The organism is Candidatus Aminicenantes bacterium (assembly GCA_026393855.1).
GTDB lineage: Bacteria > Acidobacteriota > Aminicenantia > Aminicenantales > UBA4085 > UBA4085.
Genome location: JAPKZJ010000087.1, coordinates 1 through 14,171, shown reverse-complemented (window position 1 = coordinate 14,171; position 14,171 = coordinate 1). Strand labels below are relative to the sequence as shown.

Annotated in this window: 15 protein-coding genes; 8 read left to right on the top strand and 7 right to left on the bottom strand. The window is 66.9% G+C overall.

Going from position 1 to position 14,171, the window contains the following annotated elements; translation table 11 throughout:
* Positions 1-5: 5 nt before the first annotated feature.
* Positions 6-1,088, top strand: coding sequence for a redox-regulated ATPase YchF (ychF, locus tag NTZ26_10380; GenBank protein ID MCX6560902.1), 1,083 nt, complete (start codon positions 6-8; stop codon positions 1,086-1,088).
* Between the two features lie 22 nt (positions 1,089-1,110).
* On the opposite strand, the gene ruvC is transcribed toward ychF, so the two are convergent.
* A complete protein-coding gene (ruvC, locus tag NTZ26_10375) occupies positions 1,111-1,611 on the bottom strand; it encodes a crossover junction endodeoxyribonuclease RuvC (protein ID MCX6560901.1) in 501 nt (166 codons plus the stop codon).
* 16 nt (positions 1,612-1,627) lie between these two features.
* Positions 1,628-2,380 carry a YebC/PmpR family DNA-binding transcriptional regulator gene (locus tag NTZ26_10370; GenBank protein MCX6560900.1) on the bottom strand — a complete coding sequence of 251 codons (753 nt, stop codon included), beginning with the start codon at positions 2,378-2,380 and terminating at the stop codon, positions 1,628-1,630.
* Positions 2,381-2,525: 145 nt separating this feature from the next.
* Between NTZ26_10370 and NTZ26_10365 the strand changes: the two genes are divergently transcribed.
* Positions 2,526-2,726: a DUF2892 domain-containing protein gene (locus NTZ26_10365; GenBank protein MCX6560899.1), complete on the top strand. Its 201-nt coding sequence runs from the start codon at positions 2,526-2,528 to the stop codon at positions 2,724-2,726.
* 8 nt (positions 2,727-2,734) lie between these two features.
* Here NTZ26_10365 and NTZ26_10360 read toward each other — a convergent pair whose 3' ends face one another.
* Genes NTZ26_10360 through NTZ26_10350 form a run of 3 tightly spaced genes read right to left on the bottom strand, consistent with a single transcriptional unit; the run spans position 2,735 to position 5,578 of the window.
* Positions 2,735-3,436: an ABC transporter ATP-binding protein gene (locus NTZ26_10360; protein ID MCX6560898.1), complete on the bottom strand. Its 702-nt coding sequence runs from the start codon at positions 3,434-3,436 to the stop codon at positions 2,735-2,737.
* The gene (locus NTZ26_10355) at positions 3,433-4,698 is read right to left on the bottom strand and encodes a hypothetical protein (protein MCX6560897.1); all 1,266 of its coding nucleotides are present in this window, start codon (positions 4,696-4,698) and stop codon (positions 3,433-3,435) included. The genes NTZ26_10360 and NTZ26_10355 overlap by 4 nt, the downstream gene beginning before the upstream one ends.
* Positions 4,699-4,714: 16 nt before the next feature.
* Positions 4,715-5,578, bottom strand: a complete 864-nt coding sequence (locus NTZ26_10350) for a hypothetical protein (protein MCX6560896.1) — start codon at positions 5,576-5,578, stop codon at positions 4,715-4,717.
* 116 nt (positions 5,579-5,694) lie between these two features.
* Here NTZ26_10350 and mnmA point away from each other — a divergent pair, with 116 nt between their 5' ends.
* Positions 5,695-6,750 carry a tRNA 2-thiouridine(34) synthase MnmA gene (mnmA, locus tag NTZ26_10345; protein MCX6560895.1) on the top strand — a complete coding sequence of 352 codons (1,056 nt, stop codon included), beginning with the start codon at positions 5,695-5,697 and terminating at the stop codon, positions 6,748-6,750.
* Between the two features lie 15 nt (positions 6,751-6,765).
* Here mnmA and NTZ26_10340 read toward each other — a convergent pair whose 3' ends face one another.
* The gene (locus NTZ26_10340) at positions 6,766-7,770 is read right to left on the bottom strand and encodes a putative sulfate exporter family transporter (GenBank protein ID MCX6560894.1); all 1,005 of its coding nucleotides are present in this window, start codon (positions 7,768-7,770) and stop codon (positions 6,766-6,768) included.
* Positions 7,771-8,027: 257 nt separating this feature from the next.
* On the opposite strand from NTZ26_10340, the gene NTZ26_10335 reads away from it, so the two are divergent.
* The 5 genes from NTZ26_10335 to thiE all read left to right on the top strand — a co-directional run bounded on the left by NTZ26_10335 (position 8,028) and on the right by thiE (position 13,431).
* Positions 8,028-8,315, top strand: coding sequence for a metal-sensitive transcriptional regulator (locus tag NTZ26_10335; GenBank protein ID MCX6560893.1), 288 nt, complete (start codon positions 8,028-8,030; stop codon positions 8,313-8,315).
* A 56-nt stretch (positions 8,316-8,371) separates the two neighbouring features.
* Positions 8,372-10,852 carry a heavy metal translocating P-type ATPase gene (locus tag NTZ26_10330; GenBank protein ID MCX6560892.1) on the top strand — a complete coding sequence of 827 codons (2,481 nt, stop codon included), beginning with the start codon at positions 8,372-8,374 and terminating at the stop codon, positions 10,850-10,852.
* 251 nt (positions 10,853-11,103) lie between these two features.
* Positions 11,104-11,877 carry a YHS domain-containing protein gene (locus tag NTZ26_10325; protein ID MCX6560891.1) on the top strand — a complete coding sequence of 258 codons (774 nt, stop codon included), beginning with the start codon at positions 11,104-11,106 and terminating at the stop codon, positions 11,875-11,877.
* A 106-nt stretch (positions 11,878-11,983) separates the two neighbouring features.
* The gene (thiM, locus tag NTZ26_10320; GenBank protein MCX6560890.1) at positions 11,984-12,787 is read left to right on the top strand and encodes a hydroxyethylthiazole kinase; all 804 of its coding nucleotides are present in this window, start codon (positions 11,984-11,986) and stop codon (positions 12,785-12,787) included.
* A complete protein-coding gene (gene thiE, locus NTZ26_10315; protein ID MCX6560889.1) occupies positions 12,784-13,431 on the top strand; it encodes a thiamine phosphate synthase in 648 nt (215 codons plus the stop codon). Before thiM ends, thiE begins: the two co-directional genes overlap by 4 nt.
* Positions 13,432-13,532: 101 nt before the next feature.
* Here thiE and NTZ26_10310 read toward each other — a convergent pair whose 3' ends face one another.
* Positions 13,533-14,051: a multiheme c-type cytochrome gene (locus NTZ26_10310; protein MCX6560888.1), complete on the bottom strand. Its 519-nt coding sequence runs from the start codon at positions 14,049-14,051 to the stop codon at positions 13,533-13,535.
* Between the last annotated feature and the right edge of the window lie 120 nt (positions 14,052-14,171).

Here is a 14,171-nt window from a genome sequence, read left to right as displayed (position 1 = left end):
AAAACGTGAAGATTTGCCTGATCGGACTGCCCCAATCCGGGAAGTCCTCGCTTTTCAGCGCCCTGACCGGGCTTGGCACCGGGGAGGCCGCCGCCAAGGGGACGGAGCCCGTAGCCGTCGTCAAAGTCCCCGATCTCCGGGTCGAAAATCTGACCTCCGTTTATAAGCCGAAGAAAAAGACTTTCGCCGCCATCGAATTCAGCGAGACGGCCGGCCTGACTTCGGGCGAGCCCGGACGGACGGGCTTCGCTGAGCAGGCCTTGGGCAAGCTCCGGGCCGCCGACGCTCTGCTGGCCGCGGTTCGCGGCTTCCGCGATCCCGCGGTGGCCCATCCCCTCGAGTCTATCGATCCCCTCCGCGACCTGCGCCATATCGAGGCGGAGCTCCTGTTGGCCGACCTCGGCGTCATTGAGAGCCGTCTGGAGAAGCTGGTCAAGCAGATCGCGGCCAAGAAGTCCGACCGCGACGTCCGGGAGAAGGCCGCCCTGGAGCGGTGCCGGGCCTTTCTGGAGTCCGAGACGCCGCTACGGCGGGCGGACCTGACGGCCGACGAGGAGCTTCTCCTGCGGGGCTACCGGTTCCTGACCCAAAAGCCCTTCATCGTGGCCCTGAACCTGGACGAAGCGGACATCTCAACGGAAGCCGAAGCGCTCCGCCCCTTCAAGCCCTGGCTGGAAGGCTTGAATTCCGCCGTCATCGCCCTCTCGGCCCGGCTGGAGATGGAGATCCGCCAGCTGCCCGAGGAGGACGCCCGACGCTTTCTCCAGGACTTCGGGATCGAGCGCCCGGCCCGGGCCAAGCTTATCGCCACGGCCTACGCGCTGATGGGGCTGGTTTCGTTTTTCACGGTCGGCGGCGACGAGGTCAAGGCTTGGACGATCCGGTCCGGCACTCCGGCTGCCCGGGCTGCCGGCGTCATCCATTCCGACATCGAGCGGGGATTCATCCGGGCCGAGGTCGTCGGCTACGAGGATTTTGCCGCCAAGGGCAACCTCCAGGACTGCAAGTCTGATGGGACTTTGCGCTTGGAAGGCAAGGATTACCCCGTCCGCGACGGGGACATCATCAATTTCCGCTTCGCCGTCTGACGGCTGCCGCTCAGGCCCCTGTTCAGCGGGACGAAGCTTCCACGTTCTTCTGGAACAGCCGCGTATTCAGGTGGCAGAGGGCGCAGGCCAGGGCGTCCGCGGCGTCCTCCTCCATGCTTTCGTCTTCGATCCGCAGCAAGGCTCGGATCATCACCCCGACCTGGTTCTTCTCGGCTTGGCCATAGCCGGTCACGGCCTTTTTGATCTCCAGGGCGGAGTATTCGAAGAGGGGCAGGTCCGCTTCGGCCACGGCCACCAGGACCGCGCCGCGGACTTGGCCCAAAATGAGCGCCGTCCGGGCGTTGCGGGCGAAAAATGGATTTTCGACGGCGACTTCCTCTGGGTGATGACGGGCGATGAGCTCGGCCACACCGGCTCGAATCTCCAGAAGCTTGCCGGGGAGGCCGGATTTGCGGGCCGGCTTGATGGCGCCGTAGGCGAGCACCGTCGCGTCGCCGCCGTCCGATTCGATCAGACCGTAGCCCGTGGCCTGGCTGCTGGGGTCGATGCCGAGGACCCGCATGGGAGGGGTGCCCCGGTCAGGAGTTCTCGTACTCCGCGATATCCTTGGCGTCGATATCGAAGTTGGCGGCGGCGCTTTGGACGTCGTCGTGGTCCTCAAGCTCCTCGACCAGCTTGAGGGCCTGGTGGGCCTGTTTGCCTTCGACCTTGGTATAGTCCAGGGGGATGTAACCGACGCTGGAATCCGCCACTTCGATCCCGGCCGCCTTGATCGCCTCCAGAATGGCCTCGTATTTCTCCGGCGTAGTAATGACTTCCCAGGTGTCCCCGTCGTCCTTGATGTCCTCGGCCCCGGCCGTTAGGGCGATGTCCATCAATTGTTCCTCAGAGGCTTTTTCCTTGTCGATGTCGATGTAGCCGCCGCGTTTGAACCGGAACGAGACGCAGCCCTGGGTCCCGATCTGGCCGCCGTTCTTGAGGAAAATATGGCGGATTTCGGAGACCGTCCGATTTTTGTTGTCCGAGAGAGCCGTGATGTAGATCGCCACGCCGCCGGGGCCGTAGCCTTCGTAGATGACTTCTTCGTATTGGGCGCCTTCGAGCTGGCCGGTGCCTTTCTGGATGGCCCGTTTGACGTTGTCGGCCGGCATGTTGGCGTTCTTGGCGCCCTGGATGGCCGTACGCAGGCGGGGATTCATGTCCGGATCGCCGCCGCCGGCTCGGGCGGCCACGGCGATTTCGCGGATGATCTTGGTGAAAATCTTGCCGCGCTTGGCGTCTGCGGCGCCCTTTTTATGCTTAATCGAGGCCCATTTGGAATGACCGGACATGTGAGCTCCTTGGAGACGGTATGAAGCCGGAAAATATTACCACAAACCGGGTCCGGCCGCAACGCGGGAAGGGCCCGGCGCGGGCTTGACTTTATATATAACAAATATATTATATATAAGTCGGCAACCCTTTAAGGAGCATCCCATGAAGACCAATGTCGGCCCCCTCGATCGCATCATCCGCCTGATCATCGCCTTGGGCTTGGCCGCCCTGATTCTGACCGGGGCCCTCAAGGGAACCTGGGCCATCGTTTTGGGAGTTTTGGCGGTCCTGCTTTTGATCACGTCGGCGATCGGGTTCTGTTCGCTCTACACCTTCTTCCGCGGCCCGAATCGTAAACGGTAGGGCGGCGCCTAAGCCGGCGCTTCGCCCCGCGCCAGCCGGTCCAGGAAGGCCAGCCGTGCCGCCTGCCCCTCCGGCCAATCCGGGTGCAGGACGGCCGTCCCTTCGCGCAGCGCCAGGACGCGGTCGGCGGCGGCGGCGAACGGCTCGATATCGTGCGAAACCACCACGGCCGCCGCTCCGGCGGCTTTCCGCCTTATAACCCAAGCCACGACCAGGTCGCGGGCGGTCCGATCCATCGCCTCGAGCGGCTCGTCCAGGAGAAGATGCGAAGGCGAACCGATGAAGGCCGCCGCGAAGACGGCCTTGCGTTTTTGGCCCAGCGAAAGCTCCCGCACGGAGCGCCCGGCGAACCGGATCAGTCCAAAGCGGGCCAGCGCCTCGTCGGCCTCGGCCCGCGGGCGGCGGCGGATGCCGCAGACGAGCAGGAGAATATCCCGGATGGTCGCGTAGGGGGTCAAATCCGGCTGTTCGGGGAGATAGGCCAGCGAGGCCCGGGCCGCCGCTTCCTCCCGCCAGAGGTCGCATCCGTCGATCAGGATGCGACCGGCGTCCGGCGGCTCGACCCCCGCCGCCAGCTTCAGCCAGGAGCTCTTGCCGGCCCCATTGGGGCCCACGACCAGGGTCAAGCCGGGGCCGATCGTTACGCTGTGGCCGCGCAGGAACGGCCGGCCCGGATCATAGCCGAAAGTCACTTCTTCGAAAACGATCATCGCGAGCTCCAAGTCAGGGAATCGCCGGCCGCGGAGTAGCGCCGCTCCAGCCAGCGGCCGACTTTGACGGCGCGCTCCCGCCGCGCCGCCTCCAGCCAGGCAGGGATGGCCAGAACGGGAAATAATCCAAGGACGGCCGGGACGAGCGCCGCTAAAGCCGCGGCCAGCATCAGCTCCAAGACCAGGCCGGGCACGGGGCTCCGCGGCGTCTCCATGGACGGCCGCAGAGCCGCCGAGGCCCGGAGCACGGCGTAGGGCAGGAGCCCTGCGACCGGAAGGGCGGCCGCAGAAAATGCGGCGAAGGCGGCCAACCCCGCGACGGCCGGGCCGGCCAGGAATAGGGCGTCCTCGAATACGCGCCGCCGCGAGCCCAGGGGCAGCGAACGGCTCCAAGGCCACGGCGGCCTCCTCTTTCCGAGGATGGCGGCGGAGACGGCCAGGGCGCCGGCCAGTCCGGCCCCGGCCGCGAAGCGGACGGCCGCCCGGGCCGGGCCGGGTGCGAGGGGATTGTTGCCGAGAAAAAGCGCCGCCCAACCGAGGGCCAAGCCGGTGGGTATGAGGGCCCAGAGAATCCCGCTTCCGGCCGCGCGGAGGCTCAGGCGGAAGCCGAAGGCGGCAGAGCCGGCGGCCGGCCGGCCGAAGCGGCGGACCGTCCGGCCTCGCCCCAGGAAAGGCCCCGAGGCCCGATCGGCCAGGAAGGCCGCCGCCGCGGCCGCCGCGAGCAGGAGCGGTTGTCCCGAACCGGCCAGGATGCAGGCCGTCAAACCCAGGCCTGAGGCCCAGAGCGGCTGCCGGACCGGAAGAAGGTACAGGGCCATGAAAAACGCCGAGGCGAGGATTCCTCCGGCCGCCGCCCAGGCCGATCCGGAGCCGTTTTTGTCGGGTAAGATGAATGCCGCCGTACCGAGCGGTAACAGAATCGGAAGCTCGGCCGTCAGGAGGGACGCCGCGGCTAGGAGCCGCTGGGTCCGGGAGGACGCGGGCAAGTGCCGGATCCATCCGCCTAGGCCCAGTGTCACCCGGGGAGAGACGGCGGCGCCGACCAGCCCCGTCACGACGGCCAGCGAGAGGCCGCGCCGGATCGAGTCCCCGCTCTTCAGCAGGTGCTCGGCCAGCAGGAGGACCAGCTCGGGGCGGAGCAGATAATAGGCGGCGAACAGGCCGGCCAGGACCGGGGCCAGGAGGCGCAGGCCGACCCGGACCCCGACCCGCAAATGGAAGCGTAGGAAGGCTGCGCCGGCCCCGCCCGTTCGGCGTCGCACCGTCGCCTCGTCCTCGTCAGATCGAAATCCGGAAGCCCGCGGCGAAGCGGAAGAAGGCCGGCTTGACGAGAAGCCGGCCGGCCGGGAAGACGTCCTCGATCGGATCGAAGGCCATGATGGCGTCCGCGGCGTCGATCGGTTCGAAGCTCAGCCCGGCCTCGGTCTCCGGAGCCAGAAACCAGCGGGCTTCGATCCAGAGGGCCGCGTTGCTGCCCATATGCCAGTTCAAGGTCGCCGCCGCGTTGCCTCCGATCCGGTTGAACGTCTCGATATGCATGGCCATCTGGTAGTTTTCGGAGAACAGCACCGAGTGGCCGCCCAGCCAGTATTTCCAATACCCCAAGACCCCGATCTCGCCCTGGACGTTGAACCAGGTCAGCCCCGCCGACAGGTCCAGGCTGAACCAACCCGGCAGGCGGAGCCGGTAGACGGCGTTCAGGCTGAAGGCTTTTTCGTTCAGCTGGCCGGAGGGCTCGGGCATGAGGGTGGAGGAGTTCTGGGTGAACTGGGTCGGCGTATAGTCCGGCGGCTGCATGGATGTGTAAGTCACCGAGGCCTCGTGCGTCGAGCTCCAACCCGAGACTGCGGGGTCGAACTCGTGGTACTGGATCTGGATGCCGAAGCGGCCGCTGAACAGGGTCAGGCCGAACGATCCGCTGCCGGCCGCGTCGGCGTTGAGACGCAGGGTTTGAAGGGCCGACGTGACGGCCGTGCCGTAGAGGAAGCGCGGCGAATAGGCGTGGATATATGCGGCGTCCTTCCAGGCCGAGACATAGGTGCCGTACCCGACGTTGATCTCCAGGCTGAGCTGGGCGAACGCCGAGCCGGATACGAGCAGGACGGCAGCCGAGGCGGCGACGAATAGGCGCGAGGTTTTCATGGGTCTTCTCCCGGGCCGTGATAAAATAGCCTCGGCAAATGATAGCACAACGCGTTCCAGGGATCGAACGGAGCCCGGCCGACGATGAGTCCGTTCACGGCCCCGTTGTCGTGGCCATGAGCGGGGGCGTGGATTCCTCCGTCGCCGCCGCCCTGCTCCGGGAAGCGGGTCATGAGGTCATCGGCTTGACCATGAACCTGTTCGGCCTGCCCCGGGCGGTCTGCGCTTCGGAGGAGCTGCGAAGCTGCTGCGGATCGAGTGCCCGGCGGGATGCGGGCGCCGTCGCCGCGGCCCTGGGCATTCCGTTTTACACGGCCGATTTCCGGCGGACGTTCGAAAAGGCGGTGATCGAGGATTTTGTCTCGGAATACGCCCGCGGCCGCACGCCCAATCCCTGCCTCCGGTGCAACCGCTTCGTCAAGTTCGGGCCGCTCCTGCGGCGGGCGAGCCGGCTCGGCGCGACGGTCGTGGCCACCGGCCACTACGCCCGGGTCGAGCGCGACGCGGGCTCGGGCCGCTGGCTGTTGCGCAAAGGCCTCGATCCCGACAAGGACCAGTCCTACTTCCTCTTCCCCCTGACCCAGGCCGTCCTGGCTAAGACGCTGTTCCCGGTCGGTTCCCTGCGCAAGCCGGAAGTCCGCGCCCTGGCCGAGAGGTGGGGGCTGCCCGTCGCGCATAAGCCGGAGAGCCAGGAGATCTGCTTCGTCCCCGACGACGATTACGCCGGGTTCCTGCGGGCGCGCGCCCCGGAGGCGTTCCGGCCGGGGGCCATCGTCGACCTCGCCGGGAGGCCGCTCGGCCGCCATGCCGGGATCGCCCATTACACCATCGGCCAGCGCAAGGGTCTCGGCATCGCCGCGCCGCGGCCGCTCTATGTCGTCGGCATCGATGCCGCGGCCAACCGGATCACGGCCGGGCCGAACGAGGCCCTCTTCCGCCGGAGCCTCGTCGTCGAGGATCTCAATTGGGTCGGGATCGCGGGGCTTGCGGCGCCGCGGCCGGCCTCGGTCAAGATCCGCTACCGGCACGCCGAAGCCAAGGCCGTCCTGCACCCCGAGGCAGGCGCGAGAATCGTCGTCGAGTTCGAGCGGGCCCAACGCGCGGTCACCCCCGGCCAGGCGGCGGTCTTCTACGAGGGCGACGTCGTCCTCGGCGGCGGGACGATCGTTTAATCCGGCCGATCGGGATCAGAGCAGCAGAGCGATCATCCCCGCGCTCACCCCGGCCACGACGACCGCGCCGAGGAAGCCGACCAGCAGGGGTTTGAACCCGACGGCTTTGAAGGCTTTGACCAGGGTGTTCAGCCCGATGCCGGCCATGGAGATGGTGATCAGGAATTTGCCCAGCCAGGTCAGGCCGTCCAAGCCGGCTTGGGTGAAGTATCCGGCCGTGTTGAGCCCGGCCATGAGATAGAAGCCGAACAAGAACCAGGGGAAGGCCTTGGCCGCGTTGACCGGGCGCTTCTCATCCCGGGAGGCCCGGATCCGGGCTCGGGTCCAGCCGGCGGCGATCAGGAAGGCCAGCGGGGCCATGAAGCAATTGCGGACCAGCTTGACGGCGGTGGCGGTCCGGCCGGCCAGGTCGGAATAGATGAACCCCGCCCCGACGACTTGCGGGGTGGAGTGGATGGCCGTGCCGGCGAAGACGCCGAAGGCGACGTCGCCGACGCCCAGCAGCCGGGCGATCTGCGGATAGACGAGGATCGCCAGAAGGCCCCACAGGGTGATGGTGCCGATGGCGTAGCTCGTCTCCTCCTCGCGGGCTTTGATGAGCGGCGCGGTGATGGCGATGGCCGAGCCGCCGCAGATGGTCGTCCCTACGGCCAGCAGGGTCGCAAGCGCGGCCGGGAGCTTGAAGACCCTGGCCAGGGCGTAGATGACGACGAAGCTGACGAACATGGTGACCAGGATGACGGCCAGCATCCGCGCCCCTTGGGTCCGGAAATCCCTGAAGTTGAGGGTGGCCCCGATGAGGATGACGCCCCAGATGAGGAACATCTCGAACTGCTTGAGGCCGGGGAGGAAGATCTTCGGCACGAGGCCGAAGTTGCGCAGAACGAGGCCCAGGATCACGGCGACGGCCGAGGCTTCCAGGGGGTGTTTGCCGCCCGCGGTGATGAGGTTTTGGATCAGCAGGGAGAAGCCGCCGAGTCCCGCCATCAGAAGCCAGCCGGGGATGAGCTTTTTCTTCATGGCCAATCTTTTCCGGAAGGGGGAACAGAGGAGATCCGACCGGGCGGGTATTCTATCAGATGCCCGGTTAGTAGGAAATGCCGCCGGCGATCAAGAATTTCGTCCCGAAGTCGGACCTCGCTCCGGCCATCAGGTGGACCTGGAGGCCGAGCAAGAGGAAGTCGTGCGGCTCGGACTCCTTGGCCGGTCGGGAGGGGATGCGTCCGACTCGTGCATATACTATAGGGGGGTATGGTATAATGGGCGAGGAGAATCCCATGACCCACCCACCCAAGCCCCCCTCGGACGACGCCGGCCGTCTGCGCAAGATCGAAGGCCAGGTCCAGGGCGTCCGGAAGATGGTCGATGACGGGCGCTATTGCATCGACATCCTGACCCAGATCCGCTCCATCGCCGGCGCGCTGGCCAAGGTCGAGGAGAACATCCTGGCCCGGCACCTGCGGACATGCGTCCGCGACTCGCTGGCCGGACGTGACCGGGACGACCAGGATCGGAAGATCGCGGAGATCGTGGACGTACTGGGCCGCTTCCGGGCTCGGCGCTAAGGAGGTTCAACATGGCTATCGATCCCGAGAAATATCGGACGGGTTCCCGGGAGCCCATGGCACCCCCTACCCCGCGGGAGAAGAATCCCGCCGCCCCCGGAGCGACCCGCCTTGAGATTCCGGTCACGGGGATGAGCTGCGCCAATTGCGCCCGTTCCGTCGAGCGGGCCTTATCCGACATCGAAGGGGTGGACGAAGCCGGGGTGAACTTCGCCTCGGCCCGGGCCAGCGTCCTGTTCTCGCCCCGGCTGGTGAAAGCCGCGGATCTTGTTCAGGCCGTCCGCCGGGCCGGCTATGAAGTGGCCTCGGCCAAGGTCGAGATCGCGGTCCAGGGCCTCCACTGCGCGTCCTGCGTCCGCCGGGTCGAGGAAGCCCTGCTCGCCGTCAAGGGCGTCCTGACGGCCGCCGTCAATTTGGCCACGAATCGGGCGACCGTCGAGTATCTGCCCAACGAAATCCGGCGGGCCGAGATCGAGGCGGCGATCGAGGCGGCCGGCTATGGTGTGGTCCGAGCCTCCGACGAGGGCGAGGAGGAGGACGTCGAAGCCGCGTTGCGGGACCGCGATTGGCGGCGGCTCCGCTCCCGGTTCCTCTTCGGTCTGGCCTTCAGCGCCGCCGTCCTGATTGGAAGCTTGGGACACCTCATCCCGGGCTTCCCGGCGTGGCTGGGCTCGCCTCTTCTCCTCTGGGCCCTGGCCACCCCGGTCCAGTTTTGGATCGGCGGTCGCTTTTACCAAGGCGCCTGGTCCGCCTTCCGCCACCGGACCGCGGATATGAACACTCTCGTCGCCGTCGGCACTTCCGCCGCCTACGGCTACAGCGTTGCAGCGACCGTGGCGCCGGCGCTCTTCACCCGCGGCGGTCTGAAGCCCGACGTCTATTTCGACACCTCGGCCGTGATCATCACTCTGATTCTTTTTGGGCGCCTGCTCGAAGCGAGGGCTAAAGGCCGCACCTCGGACGCCATCCGCAGGCTCATCGGGCTGCAGCCGGCGACGGCCCATGTCGTCCGCGGGCCGGGCGAGATCGAAGTGCCCGTCCGGGACGTCGCTGTCGGCGACATCCTGGTGGTGCGTCCGGGCGAGAGGATTCCCGTGGACGGCGTCGTGCTCAAAGGCAAGTCGGCCGTGGACGAGTCCATGATCACCGGCGAAAGCCTGCCCGTGGCCAAGGAAGCCGGGGGAGAGGTGATCGGAGCGACGATGAACAAGACGGGCAGCTTCGAGTTTCAGGCCACCCGGGTCGGCCGGGACACCGCATTGGCCCAGATCGTGCGCCTGGTCCGAGAAGCCCAGGGTTCCAAGGCCCCGATTCAACGGCTGGCGGACCGGATCGCCGGCGTCTTCGTCCCGGTCGTCATCTCGATCGCCGTCCTGACCTTCGTCCTGTGGTTCGATTTCGGCCCCCGGCCGGCGCTGACCATGGCCCTGCTCAACTTCGTGGCCGTGATGATCATTGCCTGCCCTTGCGCCCTGGGCCTGGCGACGCCGACCGCGATCATGGTCGGGACGGGCAAGGGGGCCGAGCACGGCATCCTCATTAAAAACGGCGCCAGCCTGGAAACAGCCCATAAGATTACGACCGTGGTTTTCGACAAGACCGGGACGCTGACCAAGGGAACGCCGGAGGTGACCGATGTCGTCCCCGCCGAGGGCTGGACGGCGGACGCCCTGCTCTCGCTCATGGCCGCGGCCGAGCGTCCTTCCGAGCATCCCCTGGCCTCGGCCGTCGTCGAAGCCGCCGGATCACGGGGCCTCGAGCTCGAGGCCGCGGCCGATTTCATGGCCCTCGAAGGCCGGGGGGTCGAAGCCGTCGTGGGAGGTCGGCGGGTCCTCGTCGGGACCAAGGCCCTCCTGGAGTCGCGGGGCATCGACGCCTCCGGCCTGGCGGCCCGCGGCGAAAACCTGGCCGGCGAGGGCAAGACGCCGGTCTATGCGGCGGCGGACGGGCGGGCGGCAGGGCTTCTGGGCATCGCGGATCCCCTCAAGGACGGGGCGGCGGACGCCGTTGCGAAGCTCAAGGGGCTCGGCCTGGAGGTCGTCATGCTAACCGGCGATCACCGCCGAACCGCCGAGGCAGTGGCCCGGGCGGCGGGTGTAGACCGGGTTCGGGCCGAGCTGCTGCCCGCGGATAAAACGGCGGCGATCCGCGCCCTGCAGGCCGAGGGTCGCCGGGTGGCCATGGTCGGCGACGGGATCAACGACGCTCCGGCCCTGGCCCAGGCCGACGTCGGGATCGCCATCGGGACGGGCACCGACGTGGCCATGGAAGCCGCCGACATCACCCTGATCAGGGGCGATCTGGCCGGCGTCGCGCGAGCCATCGCCCTAAGCCGTCGGACGATCCGAACGATCAAGCAGAACCTCTTCTGGGCTTTTTTTTACAACGTCATCGGCATCCCCGTGGCGGCGGGTCTCCTCTATCCCTTCTTCGGCCTTCTGCTCAACCCGATGCTGGCGTCCGCCGCCATGGCCTTCAGCTCGGTCTCGGTGGTTTCGAATTCCCTTCGCCTCCGGCGTTTCCGCCCGGGCGATTGAAGGAGGCGGCATGATTGCGAAAATCCTGGTGAGCCTGGCCGGACTGGGGCTGATCGCCTTCGTCAACCTGTATTTCTTCCCCCGGCGCCGGATGCGGACGCCCCGGCTGTGACCGCCCCGGCCGGCGTCTGAAGGAGGCCGGCCTTCAAGCCTGCGTCCCGCGAACGGTGGTTTGATTTATCCTATCATAAATATGTATAATAGGCGTTCAACGGCCGCCCCTCGGGGGGCCGAATCGAACGGAGGTTCCAATGAAGAAATCGAGCTTGCTGATTCTCGTCCTGCTGCTTCTCGTGGCGGCGGGCGGTTGGCTGGTCGCGTCCCAAGGCCCGGACAAGGCCAAGGACCCCGTCTGCGGCATGTCGGTGACCAAATCGACCGCCACATACACCTACGACTACAAAGGCACGACCTATTACTTCTGCGGGGAGAGCTGCAAGACGTCCTTCATCAAGGACCCCGAGAAGTATTTGGCCCCCGGGGCCGAGACCAAGCCCATGGGCGAGATGAAAGGCCAGGGCATGATGCACGGCCAGATGATGCAGGGCCAGGCCGTCGATCCGTCCAAGGCCAAGGACCTCGTTTGCGGCATGACGGTCGACAAGGCCACGGCCAAGTGGACCTACGAATACAAGGGCACAACCTATTACTTCTGCAGCGAAGGCTGCAAGACCTCCTTCGCCAAGGAGCCCGAGAAGTATCTGGCCGCCGAGGCCAAGCCGATGGCCGGCATGATGAAGGGCCAGGGCATGATGCACGAGAAGATGGCCGCCGGCATGGAAGGCATGGCCGGCTGCCCGATGATGCTCCCCGACGTCGAGCGCAAGATCGAAACGACCAAGAACGGTGTCGTCATCACCCTGACCTCCAAGAACGCCGAGACGGTCAAGAAGATCCAGGAGCATGCGGCCAAGATGAAAGATATGAACATGAAGGACATGAAAGAGATGAAGAAGACCCCGGCCGCCGGCCCGATGGCCGAGACCGGTTGCACCGGCTGCGCCGGCTGCGCGACCAAGAAGTAACGACGTTCCAAGGCCGTTTCCTCCGTCTGATCGAAGCCGGGGGAGACGGCCTTTTTTTTCGCTTCCGGGCCGGTGCGGGAAGCGGCTCGGGAATCAGGAGGACGCTATGACCGACGCCCAGGGGATCTGGCGGGACATCGAGAGGATCCGGGCCGAGCGCCCGCTCGTTCACAACATCACCAACTATGTGGCCATGAGCCTGACCGCCAACGCGCTGCTGGCCCTGGGAGCTTCGCCGGTCATGGCCCATGCCCCCGAGGAAGTGGCCGAGATGGCCGGGCTCGCCCGGGCCCTGGTCCTCAACATCGGGACGCTCAGCCGGCCCTGGATCGAAGCGATGGGCTTGGCCGCGGCGGCGGCCCGGGCCGCGGGCATCCCGATCGTCCTCGACCCGGTCGGGGCGGGCGCCACCCGCTTTCGGACCGAGACCGCGCTGGCTTTGCTCGAAACAGCTCGCCCGGCGGTGCTGCGCGGCAACGCCTCCGAAATCCGGGCCTTGGCCCTGGCCGAGGCCGGGACCAAGGGCGTGGACAGCCGCCATGATCCCGCCGACGCTTTGGAAGCGGCCCGGATGCTGGCCGGCCGCTTCGGCCCGGTCGTCAGCGTCAGCGGCCCCGTGGACATCATCGTCGGGCCGGCCGCTCTCGTTCGAGTGGCCAACGGCCATCCCTTGATGCCGAGGGTGACCGGCCTGGGCTGTGTCGCGACCGCTCTGACCGGGGCTTTTACCGCGGTCAACCCCTCGCCCTTTGCGGCGGCCGTCCACGCCATGGCCGTCATGGGCATTGCCGGCGAGATGGCGGCGGAAGGCGCGTCCGGTCCAGCTTCGCTCCAAGTCCGGTTTCTCGACGCCCTTTACGCCCTAAGCGCAGAGGCCGTCCGGTCGCGCCTGCGTCTGGAGGAAGGGTGACCCGGCCGTTCGATCTGCGCCTGTATCTGATCACCGACCGGGATCTGGCCGCGGGCCGTTTCCTCGAGGATGTCGTGGCCGCGGCGGTCCGGGGCGGCGTGACGGCGGTTCAGCTTCGCGAGAAGAGGCTCGCGACGGCGGCGTTCATCGAAACGGCCGTCCGTCTGAAATCCCTCTTGGCTCCCAGCCGCGTCCCGCTCCTCATCAACGACCGCGTCGACGTCGCTCTTGCATCGGGCGCCGACGGGGTCCATCTAGGGCAGAGCGATGCGCCTCCAGAGGAAGCCCGCCGCATCCTGGGCCCGGACGCGATTATCGGGCTGTCGGTGGAGAATCCGGCCCAGGCCGTTGCGGCCGCGAACCGGGGTGCGGATTATCTGGGCGTGGGCCCCATCTTTCCCACGCCGACCAAAGGGGATGCCGGTCCGGCCTGGGGGCCGGAGGGGCTGCGGTGCCTGCGGGCGGCGACGGCGCTTCCCCTGGCGGCCATCGGCGGCCTCAACGCCGCCAACGCCGCCGCGGTTTTGGCGGCCGGCGCCGACGGACTGGCCGTCGTTTCGGCGATCATGGCCGCTTCCGATCCGGAAGCCGCGGCCCGCGAACTGCGCCGGATTATCGACGCCTTCCAGCTTCAGAATAAATAGATATTTCTCTCAACGACGGGAAAACTCACGCGGTTCGGAGTCCCGGGCCGCCGCACGGGCCGGCCGGCCGGGACGGATGGGGAGCCGGAGATCCGGCCCCGTCACTTGGCCGGAATGGGGTGCTTGATCTTGGCCCAAGCGGCCGCGAAATCGAAGGTCAGCCCATGGGCGTTCTCGTGGCACTTCAGGCACTGGGCCTTGATGTCGTCGGGGTTCGGAAAGAGGATGAGCCCCTTCTTGGCCGATTCCTCGCGATTCTTCATGACCGCAAGGGCCTTGTAGTCGGAGCCGGGGCCGTGGCAGACCTCGCAGGTCACTCCCTCGGCCATGAGGGCGGGGGCCTTGTCGTGGAGAGGCGCATGGCACTTGAGGCACTTGGGATCTTCCGCGGGCTTGGCGACACCGAGGGCTTGGGCATTCTGGGCGGCCTGCGGGGAGCTCAGGGTGGCGAAGGACTTGGCGTGTTTGGCGCCCTGCCAGATCACGAACTGCAGGCCTTGCCTTTCGGTCTTGTGGCAAAGGGCGCATTTGTCGGCGCCCACGTAGGTCGGCGTTTGGGCGGCCGCGATCGCGGTCAACACCGCCAGGGCCAAAGCAAGGGAGACGATCGCCTTCTTCATGAATCCTCCTCGGATGTCGGCCCCATACGTTCGCGGCACAAAACCCCGATTTTCAAATCGGGGTAAAGGCGCCGCTCAGTATGACCCTAAATATACTCCGGGGCTTTGCCATCCTCCTCC